Source organism: Mesorhizobium sp. M0208, from assembly GCF_040322015.1.
Classification (GTDB): Bacteria; Pseudomonadota; Alphaproteobacteria; order Rhizobiales; family Rhizobiaceae; genus Mesorhizobium.
The window spans coordinates 102231-121954 of the sequence record NZ_JAMYSP010000004.1; the positions used below are offsets into that span (position 1 = coordinate 102231).

Here is a 19724-nt window from a genome sequence, read left to right on the forward strand (position 1 = left end):
CGAGCTAGGCTAGGAGCGTAATGCCGGCGTATGAAAGGCAGATGTCGGGAGGAACCGCGCAACGGCGCGCGCTTTCGCGCGCCCTGCTTTTCGCCTTGCTGTGCTCGGCGGTACTTATTGTCGAGACCGGAAATGCGGCAGCCTTCGAGATTTTCGGCATCAAGCTATGGGGATCGTCGAAGGACGAAGATGCCGACATCGTTGACCCGCTGCGTTATGCCGTGACGATCGAGACGCCCGACGCCGACAAGGATCTCGCCGAGAAGCTCGAAAACGCCTCGGCGCTGAAAGCCGACGAGGAACACCCGGTATCAGGTTCGCTGGGTCTTTTGGCCAAGGCGCGCAGCGACCGTGAGCAACTTGTCGCCGCGCTCTACGCGGACGCCCGCTACGAGGGGGTCGTCACCATCACTATTCAGGGCAAGCCGCTCGACGATCTGCCGCCCGATGCCGAGTTTTCCGGCCCGCAGCCGATTCCGGTGGTGATAAGCATAGCGGCCGGGCCGAAATTCACGCTTGGCAACATCAGACTGAAAGGCGATGCAGCGGGGCTGGCAAGTGCCGATTTCGGTCTGATCGCCGGCGGTGACGCCAGTTCGGGCGCCGTGCTCAAGGCCGAGGCGGCGATCGTGCGGGCACTCAAGCAAGAAGGCAGGCCGCTGGCCAAGGTGACGGGCCGCGAGATCGTCGCCGAGCACACCGGTTCGACGCTCGACGTGACGCTCACCGTCGCGGCCGGCCCGGTCGCCGGCTATGGCGACACCACTGTCGAGGGTACCGAAAAGGTCGACCGCGACTTCACCGAATATATGACCGGTCTGAAGCGTGGCCGCCAGTATTCGCCCGATGAGATCGACGATGCACGCGACCGGCTGCTCGGCCTCGAGGTCTTCAACAGCGTGACGGTGAAGGAAGCCGACGCCCTCGACGCCGAGGGCAATGTCCCGATCGGTGTCCAGGTCAGCGAACGCAAGCCGCGCTATTTCGGCATTGGCGGCAGCTTCTCAAACACCGAAGGGCTGGGCCTCGAAGGCTATTGGGGGCATCGCAATCTGTTTGGCCGCGCCGAAAAGCTGCGCATCGACGGCAAGATCAGCGGCATCGGCAGCAACGACTTGACCCAGCTCAATTACAATGCCGGCGTCATGTTCGAAAAGCCGGGCGTGGTCGGGCCGGCGTCGAAATTCATTGCCAGCGTCAATGCTGTGCTGGAGCACCCCGACGCCTATGACCATTTCTCGGTCAAGGGCAGTACCGGCCTATCCTACGAACTCGACAAGAAGCAGACGGTTTCCGCGCAAGTCGCGCTGGATTATTCGAGGATCCACGACGCTTTCGGCAAGCACACCTATCTGATCGCCAGCATTCCACTGCAATATGTCTACGACAATCGCGACAGCAAGCTCAATCCGACCCGGGGCTTCAGGGTGCTGGCCTATGCCGAGCCGAGCTACGACATTTTGAGCGGGGCTGCCTTCGTCAAGCTGAAGGGCGAGGGGTCGGCCTACCAGTCGCTCGATTCGGCCTCGAAATTCGTTTTCGCCGAACGTGTCGCCATCGGCTCTATCATCGGCGCCAGTCTTCAAGATGTTCCGGCAGATCGCCGCTTCTACTCAGGCGGCGGCGGTTCGGTGCGCGGCTATGCTTATCAAGGCATCGGCCCGAAGGACAGCAATGGAGAGCCGATCGGAGGGCTTTCCTTCTTCGAGACCTCGGTCGAGATGCGCATCGCCGTCACCGACAAGATCGGCGTTGTGCCGTTCGTCGATGCCGGCACGGTGTCGACGAGGCAGGTTCCCGATTTTTCGGACATGAAGGTCGGCGCGGGTGTAGGCTTGCGCTATCTGACGGCGTTCGGGCCGCTCCGCATCGACGCGGCAGTGCCGCTCAACCGCGGCCCCGACGATCCTCATTTCGGCATTTATGCCGGCATCGGCCAGGCATTCTGATGGCAATATTCAGGCGCATCCTTCGTATCCTTTTCTACACGCTGCTCATCGTCGTGGCAGCGGCGGTGGGGGCGCTCGTCGTGCTGACCAAGACCGAGCGCGGCCGCGAAAACCTTGCCGGCATCATCTCGACCATGGCCTCGACCAGTGATCGCAAGGTCACTGTCGTCGGCATCGACGGTATCTGGTCGGGCGCGCTGAGGGTCGATCATGTCGTTCTGGAGGATCGCGAAGGCGCCTGGATGGTGGCGCGCAAGGTGGCCGTCGACTGGTCGCCGCTGGCACTCCTGTCGAAGAGCTTCAGCGCCGATCGCATTGGGGCCGAGCGTATCGAGTTGGCAAGGCTGCCGATGGCCAATACACAGCCGCGCCAAAGCGGGGCGACCACGCTGCCGGTTTCCATCGATGTCAAGCAGCTCGACCTTCCCGAAATCGCACTCGGGCAGGCTCTGGCCGGCAGCGGTGTTGCCGAGCTCGCAGCCAAGGGAGCGCTCAAGGCGGATGCCTCGCCGTTGGCTATCGAGACCAATCTCAACATCGTTCGCCATGACGGCAAGCAAGGCACGGTCGACGCCAAAGCCCAATTCGCGCCGGCCGACAACAAGCTCGACCTCGACTTGAGGGCATCCGAGCCGGCCGGCGGCATCATCGCCAACCTGCTCAAGCTGCCGGGCGCGCCGCCGGTCGAGATTGTCGTTTCCGGCACCGGACCGCTCGCCAACTGGAATGGCATCGGGACCTTTGTCGTCGATCGCCGGATCGTCACCCAGCTTACCGGTCGTCATCAGCTCACGAACAAGGGTCATTATGTCGAGGCCAAGGGTGACGGCGAGTTCGAGCGCTTCCTGCCCGAAAATCTGAAGCCGCTGTTTGCCGGCAAGACCAGCTTCGACCTCGCCGGCACAGCGACCGCGGCCGGCGGCGTCGACGTGGAGCGCGCCAATATCGACAGCGATGCCGTGCACGCGACGGCCGCCGGCACTGTCGATCCGAACGGTGCCAGCGATCTTTCCGTTAAGCTCGCCGCAAAGGGGCCGCCGATCGTGCTTAGTCTCGGCAGCGAGGCGCAGCCGATAACCGTGGCGATCAAGGACGCCACGGCCCGCGCTTTCGGCGATGGCAAGGCGCCGATGGTCGATATCGGCGCGTCGCTGGTCTCGGTGGTGGCGGGCGGCACGCGGGTGGACGACCTGATCGGGCAAGTGCATTCGGATGGTTTCGACATCCAGAACCGTAGCGGGCCTGTCACCATCAAGCTGACGGCGGCCGGCCTGAACACCGACGTTGCGACGTTGGCGCCGCTGATAACGGGCAGGGTCAGCGCCGGTCTCGCCGGCTCCGTCAGCAAGGACCAGGTCGTCGTCGACCAAGGCACGCTGCGCAGCGACGCGCTCAATGCGTCCGTAACGGCCACCGTGGTGCTGGCCGATCTGTCGATGACGCTCAAGATGAATGCCGACGCGGCTTCGACGGCGCTGCCGCCGCAGATCAGTTCGGTTCTCGGCCAGCGCGTGCAGTTTTCCGCAACCGCGACCCGCGACCCGGACGGTGCGTTTGCCGCCAATGCACTGCAGCTCACCTCCGGCACGCTCAACGCCAGCGGCACCGCCAGCGCGCAGGGCACCGATATCCGAGCCGATATCAAAGGAACGCTCGGCGACGTGTCGGTGCTGTCGCCGCTGGTTGGCGCGAAGGTCGGCGGCGCAGTCGATTTCGCGCTGACCGCAAGCGGTGCGCGCACCGCGCCGGACTTCTCGGTTTCGGCCAGCAGCGACAGCCTGACGGCGTCCGGCCATGCGGTGAAGCAGATCAAGCTGAGCGCGCGCGGCAAGGCCGATATCGCCAGTCCCGCCGCCGATGTCTCGCTGACCGGCTCGGTCGACGACCAGCCGCTCGACCTCAAGGCATCGCTGGTCACGACCGACGGAAAGCGCTCCATCAATGGACTTGCCGTCTCGCTGGCCGACAACAAGGTCTCCGGCGACCTCGGGCTCGACGACAACCTGCTGCCGCTCGGCACGTTGGCCCTCGATGCCGCCGATATTGCCCCGCTGGCCAGACTTGCCGGCCAAACGCTAGCCGGCGACGTGCGTGGCACGATCCGCTTCGCCAACGACAATGGAGCACCGACGGTCGCGATCGATGCGACGAGCACCGCGATTTCGCGCGGCGAACTGGCGGCCAAGACAATCGCCGTCAACGCGCTGGTCGCCAATTATCTCAAAGCCCCGGCGATCGCCGGCAAAGTCAAGGCCGACATGATCACTTCCGGAACCACGGTGATCAGCGGCATCGATGTCGACCTGAAGCGCAACGGCGACTGGACCGGCTTTAGCGGCGGCGCCACGGTCGCCGGCATTCCGGCCAGCGCGGCCGGGCGGGTCAGGATCGCGAACGGCATCACCAGCATCGAGCTTGCCTCGGGCGAGGCAATCATCCGCGGCATCAAGGCAGCGATCGCACAGCCGTCGGCGCTGACAATCGCCAATGGCATGGTGAGCATTGAGAACCTGGCGCTCGGTGTCGGCGGCGGTTCGGTTGCCGTGTCGGGTACGGCTGGCCAGACGCTCGATCTCGCTGCCACCTTGTCGGCGGTGCCGGCAGCGCTTGCCAATGATTTTTCACCGGGTCTCGATGCCGTGGGCGCGCTCAGCGGCACCGCGCAGGTCACGGGATCGTCGGCTGCCCCCGACGTCCGTTTCAACGCCCGGCTCAGCGGCGCCGAAACCAACCAGACCCGGCGGGCCGGGCTCGGGCCGCTCGATCTCGATGCGGCAGGCCGCTTCTCCTCGGTCAGCGGCCTGGCCATCGAGCAGGCGACGCTTGCCGGCGAGAAAATCTCCGGCAAGGCAGCCGGCACCATCAATCCGAACGGCGCCAGCGATTTCTCGCTCGACCTCGCCTCGACCGGTCCGAGCCTGCCGCTGTCGTTCGGCAGCAAGGCAAGTCCGATCAAGCTCGAGCTGCAGGCGATATCGCTAAAGGCGGCCGGGCAGGGCACGCAGCCGAAGCTCGACATCTCCGCGACGCTGCCATCGGCCGCCACCAATCTGGCTAAGGTCGAGGGCATCACGCTGGCGCTGCACTCCGATCGCTTCGACGTGAAAGCCCGGAGCGGGCCGATCTCCGGCACCGTGACCGCTGAAAAAATCGGCATCGACAATCCGACAGTCGCACCGCTGATCGCCGGCAAGGTCACTGCCAAACTCGCCGGCAGCCTTGCCGCCGACGCTGTCATCATCGATAGCGGCACAGTGACCAGCGACGCGTTGAACAGCGGCTTCAACGGGCGGGTCTCGCTGGCCGACGGCGCCATCGATCTAAATCTCAAGGCGGATGCCGCGTCGGCGGCGCTGCCGGCGGCGGTACGTGGCGTGCTCGCCGCGCGAACACAACTCAGTGCCGCGCTGAAGCGAGACGCCAACGGCAATGTCACCGCCAACGCCGTCAGGCTGTCGTCCGGTTCGCTAACGGCAGACGGGCAGGCGAGCCTTGCCGCCAACAAGCTCAGCGCCGACGTCAAAGGCGCGCTGGGCGACGTCTCGCTGGTATCCAAGGACGCCAAAGGCGCCATCTCTTTCGCGCTGAATGCGCAAGGCGCCAGCACTGCGCCGGATCTGTCCCTGACTGTCAACAGCGACAGGCTTTCGGTCGCGGCGCGCGAGATCACTGGCCTGAAGCTCACTGCCACCGGCAAGGCTGATGCCGCCAACCCGGCTGCGAATGTGCAACTCACCGGAAACGTCGCGGGTCAACCGCTGCAGGGCAGCGCCGTGCTGGCGACATCGGACGGCAAACGCGCCATCAATGGGCTTTTGCTGTCGCTGGGCAAGAACCGTATTTCCGGCGACCTGGCGCTCGACGATGCCTTCGTCCCGGTCGGCACGGTAGCGCTCGACCTGCCCGATATCGGTCCGCTTGCTGCCCTGGCACTGGAAAAGGCCGACGGCGATGTGCGCGGCACGATCGCCTTCTCCAAGGCGGGCGCCGTGCCGCAGGTCGCCGTCAAGGCGATGACGGGCTCGATCTCGCGCGGCGATGTCTCGGCCAAGGCCGTGAGCATCGATGCGCTGATCGCCAACTATCTGGCGGCACCGGTGATCTCGGGCAAAATCCGTGCCGACAGCGTGACCTCCGGCGGCACGGTTATCCGTGGCGTCGACGTCGATCTCAAGCGCGACGGCGAATGGACCGGTTTTTCCGGTGGCGCCACCGTCAAGGATATTCCGCTGAAAGCCGGTGGGCGGGTCAAGGCGGTCAACGGCACGACGACGGTCGAACTTGCCTCCGGCGAGGCGACCATCCGCGGCATCAAGGCGGCTATCGCCCAGGCCTCGACCATCAACATCGCCAATGGAGTGCCCAGCCTCGACAGGCTGGTGCTCAACCTCGGCGGCGGCACGGCGACGGTCACGGGCAAAGCTGGGCAGGCGCTCGACCTCAACGCGACGCTGGCCCGCGTCCCGATCTCGATAGCCAACAGTTTTTCGCCGGGCCTCGATGCCGCCGGTTCCATCTCGGGCACGGTGAAGGTGACGGGTGCGCCGGCCAATCCGGCCGTTGCTTTCAAGATCGATGCAGCAGGCGTTCAGACGTCGCAGACCCGTGGTGCAGGCTTCGGCGCCATGGGCGTTTTATCCTCAGGTACGTATTCGGGCAACAGACTGACCTTCGACGCCAACATGAGCGATGCCGCCGGCCTCGGTCTCAAGGGCGGCGGCACGATGACGACATCAGGCGCGCCCACCCTTGATCTCAACTTTTCCGGCAAGGTGCCGTTCGCATTCCTCACCAGGACACTCGCCGCGCAAGGCTTGTCCCTGAGCGGCACGGCCGACGTCGATATACAGGTACGCGGCCCGGCGACGTCGCCGGTGATCTCAGGCACGGTCCGCACGTCAGGCGCCCGCCTGCTCGACGCGCGTTCGGGGCTTGCGATCAACGACATCACTGCCGATGTCGCCGTCGGTGGCGGCGTGGCAAGGATCAATCGACTGACCGGCACGCTGTCGACGCGCGGCAGCCTTTCGGCCAGCGGCACCGTCGGCATCGATCCGGCTAAGGGTTTTCCGGCCGATCTGTCGATCAAGCTTGTCGACGGCCGCTATACCGACGGCAAGGTAGTCACCGCCAATCTTGGCGGCGACCTGACCGTTAAGGGGCCGCTCACCTCCGCGCCGATGATTTCCGGTACCGTCAACCTGGCCAAGACCGTCATCACCGTACCCGAAAAACTGCCCGGCTCGCTGGCCGAGCTCAACGTCAAGCACAAGAATGCGCCGGCCGCCGTGCGTGCGCAGGACAAGGCGTTGCGCCCGGCCGCTGCAAGCAGCGGTGGCGGCGGCAGCGGCCTCATTCTCGACGTCACGGTCAATGCGCCGAGCCAGATCTTCATCCAGGGCAGGGGCGTCGACGCCGAACTCGGCGGGTCGTTGCGGCTGACCGGCCCGGCATCGTCACCCCAGGCGGTCGGCACCTTCACCTTGCGGCGCGGTCGGCTGACGATCCTTGCCAAGCGGCTGACCTTCACCGAAGGCACGGTCGGCTTTTCCGGCTCTCTGGTGCCCTACCTCAATCTCACGGCGCAATCGAAGACGACCAGCGCCACCGTGACCATCGTGGTGTCGGGCGAGGCGACCAACCCGAAATTCACCTTCTCCTCGGTACCGGCGCTGCCGGAGGACGAGGTGCTGGCGCAGCTGATCTTCGGCCGTTCGATGTCGAACCTGTCGCCGCTGCAGATCGCTCAGCTTGCCGAGGCTGCCGGACAACTGGCCGGCATCGGCGGCTCGACCTCCCTGCTGCAGAACCTGCGCAGCGCGATCGGCGTCGACGACCTCGACGTGATCACCGACGAAGAGGGCGGCACCGCCGTCTCGGCGGGCAAGTATCTCAACGACCGCACCTACGTGACGATCCAGAAGGGCGACAGGCCGGGCTCGGGCAAGGCAACCGTCGATCTCGACGTTGGGCGCGGCGTCAAGCTGCGTGGTGAGGCAACCGACGCCGGCGAAGCCAAAGGCGGTGTTTTCTACGAACGGGAATATTGAAACCGGCCGTTCGCGCAGAACAGCTGGTTGCCCGATGAACGAGCGGCGCAGCAGCAAATGTCCCGGTTTAATTGCCCGTGGAGATTTCGGGCGAAATCCCTGGCGCACTAGCAAATTTGCGCCAAGACTGTCGTTAACGCGCGAACCGGCCTGCTTCCAAAGTTGCACATTCCTTGGCATGTTCCCAATCCGTGCCGTCTTTGACATCATGGCGCGGATGCGGAATGTTAAAAGGCAGAAAGCCAACAATGGGAGTTAGTCATGACGATCTACAAGAGTAACGGCGACCGCGTTCCCGATCACATCCTGGCCATGGCCGAAGACGCCAAGGCAGGCAAGATGGATCGTCGCGAATTTCTGGCTCTCGCCAGCGTCTTCGGAGCCTCGACGGCGATGGCCTATGGCATGCTTGGCCTTGCAGACCCGACGCCGGCCAAAGCGGAAGAGGTCCAGGGCAAGAAAGGCGGCGTGTTGAAGGTCGCGCAATGGATCAAGGATCCGAAGGATCCGCGCAAGGCCGACTGGTCGGAAATCGCCAATGCCGAGCGCCAGGCGCTCGAGCCGCTGGTCAAATATACCACCGAATACACATTCCGCCCCTATCTGCTGGAGAGCTGGGACGTGAATGACGACGCTACCGAATACACGCTGCATGTGCGCAAAGGCGTCACCTGGAACAACGGCGATCCGTTCACCGCAGACGACGTCATCTTCAACCTCAAGCGTTGGGCCGACAAGAAGGCCGAAGGCAATTCCATGCCGGGTCGCCTCGGTTCGCTGGTCAAGGACGACAAACTGGATGAGAGCGCGGTGACCAAGGTCGACGACCACACGATCAAGCTGACGCTCAGCAAGCCGGATATCGCCCTCATTCCCAACGTGTGCGACTATCCCGGCCTCATCGTCCACAAGACGTTCGATGAAAAAGGCGGCGACTTCAAGTCCTGCCCGATCGGCACTGGGCCGTTCGAGCTGGTCTCCTACGATGTCGGCCAGAAAGTGGTCTACAAGCGCCGCGAAGATAACAAATGGTGGGATGGTGAGGTCTTCCTCGACGGCATCGAGTTCGTCGACTACGGCACCGATCCGGCGGCCATGGTCAGCGCCTTCGAAGCAGGCGAGGTACACACCAATTTCGAGACGTCGGCCGACTATGTGTCGATCCTCGACGGCATGGACCTGGTGAAGTCGGAGATCGTCACCGCCTCGACGATCGTCTGCCGCACCAATGTGACCAACAAGCCTTATGGCGACCAGAAGGTTCGCAACGCCCTGCAGCTCGCGGTCGACAACAATGTCGTCCTCCAGCTCGGCTACGGCAATGCCGGCACGGTTGCCGAAAACCACCATGTCGCCCCGATCCATCCGGAATACTACGAACTGCCGAAGATTGCTCGCGACCCGGCCAAGGCGAAGGCGCTGATGGCGGAAGCCGGCCAGGCCGATTTCGAGCACGAGCTGATCACGGTCGACGAGGACTGGCACAAGAATACAGGCGATGCGATCGCCGCGCAGATGCGGGACGCCGGCATCAAGGTGAAGCGTACGGTGCTGCCGGGTTCGACCTTCTGGAACGACTGGACGAAGTATCCGCTGTCGATGACCAACTGGAACATGCGGCCGCTCGGCGTCCAGGTTCTGGCGATCGGCTACCGCACAGGTGAAGCCTGGAACGAGACGGCCTGGTCGAATCCGGAGTGGGATGCCAAGCTCAACGCTGCGCTCGCAGTCGCCGACGCCGCCAAGCGCAAGGAAATGATGAAGGATATCGAGCAGATCCTGCAGGATTCCGGCATTATCATCCAGCCTTATTGGCGCAAGCTCTACAGCCATTCGGTCAAGGCGGTGCAGAACTACAAGATGCACCCGACCTTCGAGCGCGACTATGGCAAGGTCTGGCTCGAGCAGGCCTGACCGGACGATCCGGAAAGGGGCGTCTCGCCCCTTTCCGTCGCTCTTTGCATGATCCATGGACCGGAAGTCGGCGCAGCAAAAAGTTGCGGACTCTTCGGCCGGGGTCTGCAATAAAAGGGTATTGCATCTGGGACTGGTCTGAAGGCTTGTTCTGCCGCTGGCGGCAGGGCGGCTTGCAAACCGGTTCCAACCCCCAACCCGACCGGCAGGGGACCGCCATGCTTTCTTTCGTTATCAGGCGTCTCGGCACCATGGCATTGACGATGCTGTGCCTGACGATGATCGTCTTCTTCCTGGTCAATCTCGGGCCCAATCTGAAGAAGCTGGCGATCAGCCAGACCGAAATGCACACATCCGCCGAGCAACTTGAGGCCTGGCTGGTCAACCATGGCTATCGGCAGAATTTCTTTGTCCGCTACGGCCAATGGCTGGGCATCATGCCAAAGCAGCCGGTGACCGACCCGGCGACCGGCAAGCCCGCACAGCGTTTCTCCTTCTGCAACGATCCGGTCGTGCCGACATTCTCCGGCATCCTGCAAGGCGATTTCGGATGCTCGACCAAGTTCAAGACGACGGTCGCTTCGAAACTCTTTCCGGCGCTCAGCGCCACCGGCATCCTGATGCTCTGCGTGCTGGCCGTAATGGTGCCGATCTCGCTTTTGATCGGCATTCTCGCCGGCATGCGCGAGGGCTCACGCACCGACCGTACATTGTCGGTGGCTTCGATCGCCTCGACGGCGACGCCCGAATACGTTTCGGGCGTCATCTTCACCGTGATCTTCGCCTCCTGGCTCGGCGTGCTGAACGGTTCGGCGGCCTCGGCCAGCCAGGGCATCACCTTCTACAATTTCACCTTGCCGGTAATGACGCTGGCGATCTACGGCATCGGCTACATCGCCCGCATGACCCGCGCCTCGATGGTGGAGGTGATGACACAGCAATATATCCGAACCGCCCGGCTGAAGGGCCTCTCCTTCGGCAGCGTGGTGATAAAGCACGCTCTGCGCAACGCGCTGATCGCACCGTTCACGGTCATCATGCTGCAGTTTCCCTGGCTGCTCACCGGTGTCGTTATCGTCGAGGTGATGTTCCGATACCAGGGTTTCGGCTACACGCTGGTCGAGGCTGCCGGCAACAACGACATCGATCTTCTGCTCGGCTGCTCGCTGGTCTCGGTGTTTATCGTCTTGATCACACAGCTCATCTCCGATGTCGGCTACGCGTTCCTCAATCCGCGCATCAGAGTTCAATAGGAGACCGGGCGGATGCAGGTCGAATATCTCAGCGCCCTCAACGTCGTACTCGGCGTGCTTGCCCGCTTCTGGCCGGTCTGGATCGCTCTTGCCCTGGTGATGGGAGCGAGCTTCGGCTACAAGAAGAAACTAGGCCTTTACGGCCAGCTTTTCGACAGCGGCGTCGGCATCGTCGGCGTCGGCATCTGCCTGTTCTGGCTGTTTACGGCGATCTTCGCGTCGACCATCTCGCCCTTCGATCCGCTTGCCCAGGTGCCGATCATGAAGGACGCGCTGCCGGGCGCGATCGAGCCGGCGTCGAAACTTGTATACTATTTCGGCGGCGACAAGCTCGCCCGCGACGTGTTCTCCCGCATGGTCTATGGCAGTCAGATCGTGCTGATCATCGCGCCGGCGGCGACCGGTTTTGCGCTGATGGTCGGTATTACGCTCGGCCTGCCGGCCGGCTATTATGGCGGCAGGATCGATACGGTGCTGTCCTTCCTCGCAAACCTTGTGCTGGCCTTCCCGGTGATCTTGCTGTTCTACCTGCTGGTGACGCCGGGCATCATGGACACGCCGATCCCCTACGCGATGGCAGGGCTGTTCTTCCTGTTTCCGATCATCTTCTTCAGTGTGTTGTTCTGGACGCGCTACAAGAACCGTCCCGACCGCCTCTATATCCTGCTTGGCCTGACGTTGGTGCTTGGCGGCTGGATCTATGCCGGCCTTGTCTTCGATGCCGATCCGTTCAAAATCATCCACATCGATCCCAACCAGCTCAACATCTTCGTGGCGGTGGTGTTCGCCTCCAGCCCGGGCGTGTTCCGCATCGTGCGCGGCCTGGTCATGGACATCAAAACGCGCGACTATGTTGCGGCGGCTCAAACGCGCGGTGAATCGCCCTGGTACATCATGCTGTGGGAGATATTGCCCAATGCGCGCGGGCCGCTGATCGTCGACGCCTGCCTGCGCATCGGCTACACTACGATCCTGCTCGGCACGCTCGGCTATTTCGGGCTGGGACTAGCGCCGGAAAGCCCGGACTGGGGCACGGCGATCAAGGATGCAAGCCGGCTGCTGCGCTCCTTCATCCACCCGGCGCTGCCGCCGACGATCGCGTTGATGTCGTTCGTGCTCGGCCTCAACCTCCTGGCGGATTCGCTGCGCGAACAGTCTATGAAAGATTGATGCCGGGAAAGATTGACGCCGGGAAGACCGATGCCGGGTTCGGCCCGACGTGCCTGAAGAACAAGGATTGGAGCGACCCATGAATGAGGCAGTTCGAAATCCCGCCAAGCCGACCAGTGGGCCGACCAATGAGCCGATCATCGAGATCGAGAACCTGTCGATCTCCTTCTTCACCCGTAAGGGCGAGATCCCGGCGGTCATGGATTTTTCCTGCACCGTCATGCCCGGCGAGGCAATGGGCATTGTCGGCGAATCCGGTTGCGGCAAGTCGACCGTGTCGCTCGGCATCATGCGCGACCTCTCCAACATCGGAAAGATCGTCGGCGGAAAGATCAAGTTCCAGGGCAAGGACATGGGAGAACTGTCCGATGAGGAACTGCGCGCCATCCGCGGCAACAAGATCGCGATGATCTACCAGGAGCCGATGGCCAGTCTGAACCCGGCAATGAAGGTCGGCCAGCAGCTGATGGAAGTGCCACTGATCCACGACAAGGTGTCGAAGGACGAAGCTTATAAACGCGCCTTGGAAATGGTGCGCGCGGTGAAGCTGCCGGATCCCGAACGCATGATGCGTTCCTATCCGCACCAGCTTTCGGGCGGCCAGCAGCAGCGCATCGTCATTGCCATGGCGCTGCTGTCGAAGCCGGCGCTGCTCCTGCTCGACGAGCCGACGACAGCGCTCGACGTGACGGTGGAAGCCGGCATCGTCGACCTGGTCAAGGGGCTGGGCGAGAAGTTCGGCACCTCGATGATCTTCGTGTCGCACAATCTCGGGCTGATCCTGGAGACCTGCGACCGCATTACGGTGATGTATTCGGGCGAAGCGGTGGAGACCGGCAAGATCAAGGACGTCTTCGACCGGATGCGCCATCCCTACACGCAAGGCCTGTTCCGCTCGATCCCGCTGCCCGGCGCCGACAAGAATTCGCGGCCGCTGATCTCGATCCCGGGGCAGTTGCCGCTGCCGCACGAGCGGCCGAAGGGCTGCAATTTCGGCCCGCGCTGCCACCATTTCGTCGAGGGCGTCTGCAACGCCGCCGAAATTCCGATGATCGCGGTCGAAGGCCATGACGGGCATTTCTCGCGCTGCGTGCGCTTCAACGAGATCGACTGGGAGGCGCTGCCGCCCGGCGCCAAGAAGGTCAACGAGCGCGTGGTGCCCGGTGCGCCGGTGCTCCAGATCGAAGACCTCAGGAAGTATTACAAGGTCGGCGGCAGCGAAGTGTTCGGCTCGAGCGAGGGCCGCGTCGTCAAGGCCAACGAGACGATCTCCTTCATGGCCCGCGAATCCGAGACCGTCGCTATCGTCGGCGAATCCGGCTGCGGAAAATCGACCCTGGCCAAGGTGCTGCTCGGCCTCGAAACGGCAAGCTCCGGCCGCGTTAAGCTCGGCAACAAGGAGATCCAGTCGACCGGGATCGAGAAGCGCAGCGTCGACACGGTGTCGTCGATCCAGATGGTGTTCCAAAATCCGTTCGACACGCTCAATCCCAGCCATTCGGTCGGTTCGCAGATCATCCGTACGCTGGAAAAGTTCAATGTCGGCAACACGGTGGCCGACCGCCGCAAGCGGATGCTGGAGTTGCTCGACCTGGTGAAGCTGCCGAGGGCGTTCGAGTCGCGCAAGCCGCGCCAGCTTTCAGGTGGCCAGAAACAGCGCATTGGCGTGGCGCGGGCTTTTGCAGGCGACGCCAAGGTGGTGGTGGCCGACGAGCCGGTCTCGGCATTGGATGTGTCAGTGCAAGCGGCGGTGACCGAGCTGCTGATGGATATCCAGCGCAAGAACAAGACGACGATGCTGTTCATCAGCCACGATCTGTCGGTGGTGCGCTACATCGCCGACCGCGTCGTCGTCATGTATCTCGGCTATATCGTCGAGCAAGGCACGACCGACCAGATCTTTTCGCCGCCCTATCACCCCTACACCGAGGCGCTGCTGTCGGCGATCCCGATCGCCGACACCAGCGTGGTGAAAAGGCACATCGTGCTTGAAGGCGACATTCCGTCGGCAATGAACCCGCCCTCGGGCTGTCCGTTCCAGACGCGCTGCGGCTATAAGAAGCTGGTGCCGGACAATCTTTGCGAAACCAAGGTGCCGCCGGTCAAGCATCTCGGCGACGGCCATATGAGCCTGTGCTGGCTGGCCGACGACGTGCTGGCGAAAATGGAGCCGGTGATCAAATTCGACAAGGAGCACGCCGCGAATGAGGGCGTGCCGGACGATGCGTCGCACGGTACTGGTCCGGGCTTTGCCGGTGATCCGCCCAAGCGTCCACACGGCAAGACCGGCAGCGCGGAAGCTGATGCCGAGGGCGAGGTAGCGGAGAATGGAGAAGCGGTCGCCAAAGCCCGCCGTCATGAGGTTCGCGACGAGGTTTCAGAGACCGGCGGCACCTCAAGCTCTGCCGATAGCGCGTCGGCACCAATCATGCCGCCGACAGTCGGCGACGGCCGCCAGGCGGACGACGCCACGCGCAAGCCACGCAAACCCAAGGGCGGCTGAGAGCCGTTAGTAGGCTAGGGCGCGCATTGCCGTAGCTGAGCGGCGTAGTCCTGCGCCATCTGCTCCGTGGCGTGCGCATAGCGCTGCACGTCGGCGTCGCCGCGACTGCCGCGCTTGTAGGCATTCCAGCCGAGATAGTAGGCGAGATACAGATTGTATGTGTCGTTGCGGGCGACGCCGAGCGTGTCGGCGGTCTTGGAATGATACCAGCCGACAAAATCCACGGCATCGGCAAACCTGGTGCGGCGCGCCGCCCAGCTGCCGGTCTCGTTCTGGTATTGCGCCCAGGTCCCGTCGAGTGCCTGCGAGAAGCCGGTGGCGCTGGAGATATGTTTCCAGGGAATGAAGCCCAGCAGCTTGGTGCGCGGCGGCCTGGCATTGCTCTTGAAGCCGGACTCCTTGCGCACCGTCGCCATCAGCACGGGAACCGGCACACCGTACTTCTGCTCGGTGCGTTGTGCCGCCGCCTGCCAATTGTCGAACCAGCCGTCATTCTGGTCGAAAACGGCGCACACATCGTTGATGTGGTTCGGCGGCGTCGCGCAGGCCGAAAGCGCCAGCGGCACGGCAATCGCTACAATTTTACTAAAACTCGACCTACGCATTGGAAAAGCATTAGGCCGAAAACATAAAAGGAATCTTGCTGTCTTCCTTAACGGCTCATCGGCCGCTTTGGCCGACACTGAACAGGTATAAATATTCCGACGTTTGCTGTCGCTTTTACCGACGTGAAATTCTCACAATGGCGCCTTGGCTAAAATCACGCCCGCAGGTGGCGGATTCTTGACAGCCCGATGCTCATGCCGGCGCTTTGATGCGCCGCATGAGCGAACCAAGACGCAAGCGCGGCGCCGAGCGAACCAGCAACAGGGGACCGACCGCCATCCCACAACTGCCGCTCAGGCGGGTGACAAACCCTTATCCGCCGATGGCGATGCTCTCGGCCGACCAGATCGAGGCGATCCATGAAGCCTCTATGCATATTTTGGAGAATTTCGGCATCGAGGTGATGAGCCTGCGGGCACTGTGGCTATTCGAGAAGGCCGGGGCCAAGGTCGATCATGCCTCGATGAACGTCCGCATCGATCGCGGCATGATCGAGGAAGCGCTGAAGACGACGCAGTCCAGCTATACGCTTACGCCGCGCAATCCCGCCCATGCCGTCCACCTCGGCGGCAATACCATCAACTTCACGCTTGTCGCCGGGCCGCCGAATGTGCACGACATGGAGCGCGGCCGCCGTGCCGGCAATTTGCGCGATTATTCCGATCTCGTCCGGCTGGCGCAGCATTTCAACTGCATCCACATGCTAGGCAACCAGGTCTGCGCGCCGGTGGAATTGCCGGCGAATTCCCGTCACCTCGACACCTATTTCGCCAATCTGACACTGACCGACAAAAGCTTTCACGTCTCGGCCATCGGTCGCGGCAGGGCGCTCGACGGCATCGAAATGATGGCAATCGCGCGCGGACTGACGCCTGACGGGATGCGCGACGATCCCGGCGTCACCACGATCATTTCGGTCAACTCGCCGCGCCGCTTCGACGAGATGATGGCCGAGGGGCTGATGACAATGGCCGAGTTCGGCCAGTCGGTGGCGGTAACGCCATTCACACTGATGGGGGCGATGAGCCCGGTGACGCTTGCCGGCGCGCTCGCCCAGCAGAATGCCGAGGCGCTGTTCGGCGTGGTGCTGACGCAGCTCGTCCGCCCCGGCGCGCCGGTGATGTATGGCGCCTTCACCTCCAATGTCGATATGAAATCGGGAGCGCCGGCTTTTGGCACGCCTGAAAACACCAAGGCGAATATAGCGTCCGGACAGTTGGCGCGGCGCTACAAGCTGCCTTACCGCACGACGCCGGGCTCGGCTTCCAATGCCGCCGACGCGCAAGGCGCCTATGAGACGCTGATGGCGCTGTGGGGCGCGGTGCTCGGCCACGGCAACCTCATTTACCACGCCGCCGGCTGGCAGGAGGGCGGGCTGACTGCGTCGTTCGAAAAGTTCATCATCGACGTCGAGATGATCCAGCACATGATGGAGTTTTTGCGCCCGATCGAAGTCAACGAGGCCGAGCTCGCCGTCGAAGCTCTGGGTGCGGTACCGACCGGCGGCCACTTCTTCGGCGAGCCGCACACGTTGGAGCGCTACGCCACGGCCTTCTACCAGCCTATGCTGTCCAACTGGCAAAATTTCGAGGCCTGGCAGGAGGCTGGCGGGCTCGATGCCACGGCGCGGGCGACGAGGCTTTGGAAGAAGGCGCTGGAGGACTATGTCGAGCCGGTGATGGAAATCTCCAGGCGCGAAGCGCTGGAGGCATACGTGGCCAAGCGCAAGGAAGCGATCGGGCAAAGCGAGCCGTGATGATCGAAGGCTCGCGCTCGTGGGGCTCCTCCCCGAATTCATCGTTTCCATCCAACTCGTTGACGTCAGAGAGAATCCCATGAAATCGCATGCAAAGGTCGTGGTTATCGGTGGTGGCGTCGTCGGGTGCTCCGTGCTGTTCCATCTGGCCCGGCACGGCTGGACCGACATCGTGCTTCTGGAGCGCGATGAATTGACCTCCGGCTCGACCTGGCACGCCGCCGGCGGCATGCACACCATCAATGGCGATCCCAATGTCGCCAAGCTGCAGAAATACACAATCTCGCTCTACAAGGAGATCGAGGAACTGTCCGGCCAGGCGACCGGCGTGCATTTGACTGGCGGCGTCTTGCTGGCAGCGACGGAGGCGCGGCTCGACTGGCTGCGCGGCGTCGTCGCCAAGGGCCGCTATCTCGGCATCGAGCTCGAGGAGATATCGCCTGACGAGGCGGCCGAGCTGATGCCGTTGCTCGATCCCAAGCAGTTCGTCGGTGCCGTGCGCAACAAGGAGGACGGTCATCTCGATCCGTCCGGCGTTACCCATGCCTACGCCAAGGCGGCGAGGAAGCTTGGTGCCGAGGTCGAGCGTTTCACCAAGGTCGAGGACATTGTGCGGCGCGCCGACGGGTTGTGGCGTGTCATCACCAACAAGGGTGAGGTGGTGGCCGAGCATGTGGTCAACGCGGGCGGCCTGTGGGCGCGCGAGGTCGGCCGCATGGTCGGGCTGGAGCTGCCGGTGCTGGCGATGGAGCACATGTACCTGATCACCGAGGACATGCCGGAAGTCGCCGCCTGGAACCAGAAGACCGGTACCGAGATCATCCATGCAGTCGATTTCGACGGGGAGCTCTATCTGCGTCAGGAGCGCGGCGGCATGCTCATGGGCACTTACGAAAAGGCCAACAAGCCATGGTCCGAGTTCCAGACGCCATGGAATTTCGGCCACGAACTGCTCGAACCCGACATCGACCGCATCGCACCGTCGCTGGAGGTTGGCTTCCGGCATTTCCCGGCATTCCAGAACACCGGCATCAAGCAGATCATCAACGGACCCTTCACCTTCGCGCCGGACGGCAATCCGCTGGTCGGGCCGGTGCGCGGCCTGCCGGGGTTCTGGGTGGCCTGTGGTGTCATGGCGGGGTTCTCGCAGGGCGGCGGCGTCGGCCTGGCGCTGTCGAACTGGATGATCGAGGGCGATCCCGGCGCCGACATCTGGGCGATGGATGTGTCGCGCTACGGCGACTGGGCGACGATGGCCTATACCAACGCCAAGGTGCGCGAGAATTATTCGCGGCGGTTTTCGATCCGCTTCCCGAACGAGGAGTTGCCGGCTGGGCGACCGCTCAAGACGACGCCGGTCTATGATCTGCTGTCGGCCGAGGGCGCGCAATGGGGCGTCGCCTATGGGCTGGAAGTGCCGCTGTGGTATGCGCCCGAAGGGGTCAAGGACGAATTCTCCTGGCGCCGCTCGAGCGACTTCGAGCATGTCGCGAAAGAAGTGGAGACAGTTCGGCAACGCGTTGGTCTGTCGGAAATCTCGTCATTCGCCAAATACAGAGTCACCGGTTTGGGCGCAGCAACCTGGCTCGACAGTATGCTCGCGTGCAAATTGCCAAGGCCCGGCCGCATGACGCTAGCGCCGATGCTGAAGGAAGACGGCAGGTTGATCGGCGATTTCACGCTGGCCAACCTCGGCGGTCCAAATTCTGCAAGTAAGGATTGGTTCCTGGCCGGCAGCGGTGTCGCCGAGCAGTACCACATGCGCTGGTTCGAAGCGCATCTGCCGAAGGACGGCTCTGTTAGCATCGAGGCGCTGGGAGCAAAACTCACCGGCCTGTCGATCGCCGGGCCGACCGCGCGGAACCTTCTTGAAAAGGTCACACGGTCGGACGTGTCGAATACGGCCTTTCCGTTCATGGCCATCAGCAAAATGGACGTCGGCATGGCGCCATGCCTGGTCGGGCGGGTCAGCTACACCGGCGATCTCGGCTACGAAATCTGGGTCGCGCCGGAATATCAGCGCGCCGCCTATCAGACGCTGATGGCCGCGGGGGAGGAATTCGGCATCGGCCTGTTCGGCTCGCGCGCGCTCAACGCATTACGACTTGAGAAGAATTACGGCTCATGGGCGCGCGAATACCGGCCGATCTATGGACCGTTGGAAGCCGGGCTCGACCGCTTCGTCGCCTACGGCAAGCAAGCCGATTTCATCGGCAAGCAAGCGGCGTTGGCCGAGCGCAAGCAAGGCGGCAGACTGCGGCTGCGGGCCTTTGTCGTCGATACTGTCGATGCCGACGTCATCGGCGACGAGCCAATCTGGTACGGCGGTGCCGTGCGCGGTTGGGTCACGTCGGGCGGCTACGCGCATCATTCGAAAAAGTCCGTCGCCATCGGCTATGTGCCGAAAGAGATTGCCGACGAAGCCGACGGCTTCGAGATTGAGCTTCTGGGCAAACGCCACGCTGCGCGCATGCAGCCGATCCCGCTGTTCGACGCGAATTTCGAGCGGATGCGTGGGTGACG

At 63.2% G+C, this 19724-nt stretch carries 9 protein-coding genes; 8 read left to right on the forward strand and 1 reads right to left on the reverse strand.

The annotated features are described in order from the left end of the window. The first annotated feature begins 20 nt into the window (after positions 1-20). From NKJ17_RS06165 to NKJ17_RS06190, 6 genes are all read left to right on the forward strand, one after another. Positions 21-1949: an autotransporter assembly complex protein TamA gene (locus NKJ17_RS06165; protein ID WP_352505542.1), complete on the forward strand. Its 1929-nt coding sequence runs from the start codon at positions 21-23 to the stop codon at positions 1947-1949. Then, positions 1949-7999, forward strand: coding sequence for a translocation/assembly module TamB domain-containing protein (locus tag NKJ17_RS06170; RefSeq protein ID WP_352505543.1), 6051 nt, complete (start codon positions 1949-1951; stop codon positions 7997-7999). Before NKJ17_RS06165 ends, NKJ17_RS06170 begins: the two co-directional genes overlap by 1 nt. 261 nt (positions 8000-8260) lie before the next feature. Beyond that, positions 8261-9913, forward strand: a complete 1653-nt coding sequence (locus NKJ17_RS06175) for an ABC transporter substrate-binding protein (RefSeq protein ID WP_352505544.1) — start codon at positions 8261-8263, stop codon at positions 9911-9913. Between the two features lie 218 nt (positions 9914-10131). Continuing rightward, positions 10132-11166, forward strand: coding sequence for an ABC transporter permease (locus NKJ17_RS06180; protein WP_352491082.1), 1035 nt, complete (start codon positions 10132-10134; stop codon positions 11164-11166). Between the two features lie 12 nt (positions 11167-11178). Next, the gene (locus NKJ17_RS06185) at positions 11179-12336 is read left to right on the forward strand and encodes an ABC transporter permease (protein WP_254819057.1); all 1158 of its coding nucleotides are present in this window, start codon (positions 11179-11181) and stop codon (positions 12334-12336) included. Between the two features lie 79 nt (positions 12337-12415). Further along, positions 12416-14839, forward strand: a complete 2424-nt coding sequence (locus NKJ17_RS06190) for a dipeptide ABC transporter ATP-binding protein (protein ID WP_352505545.1) — start codon at positions 12416-12418, stop codon at positions 14837-14839. Positions 14840-14853: 14 nt separating this feature from the next. On the opposite strand, the gene NKJ17_RS06195 is transcribed toward NKJ17_RS06190, so the two are convergent. Continuing rightward, a complete protein-coding gene (locus tag NKJ17_RS06195; protein WP_352505546.1) occupies positions 14854-15444 on the reverse strand; it encodes a transglycosylase SLT domain-containing protein in 591 nt (196 codons plus the stop codon). 218 nt (positions 15445-15662) lie between these two features. Between NKJ17_RS06195 and NKJ17_RS06200 the strand changes: the two genes are divergently transcribed. Together NKJ17_RS06200 and NKJ17_RS06205 are read left to right on the forward strand one after the other, a co-directional pair. Further along, positions 15663-17201, forward strand: a complete 1539-nt coding sequence (locus NKJ17_RS06200; protein WP_352505547.1) for a trimethylamine methyltransferase family protein — start codon at positions 15663-15665, stop codon at positions 17199-17201. Between the two features lie 79 nt (positions 17202-17280). Then, positions 17281-19722, forward strand: coding sequence for a GcvT family protein (locus NKJ17_RS06205; RefSeq protein WP_352505548.1), 2442 nt, complete (start codon positions 17281-17283; stop codon positions 19720-19722). Positions 19723-19724: the final 2 nt, after the last annotated feature.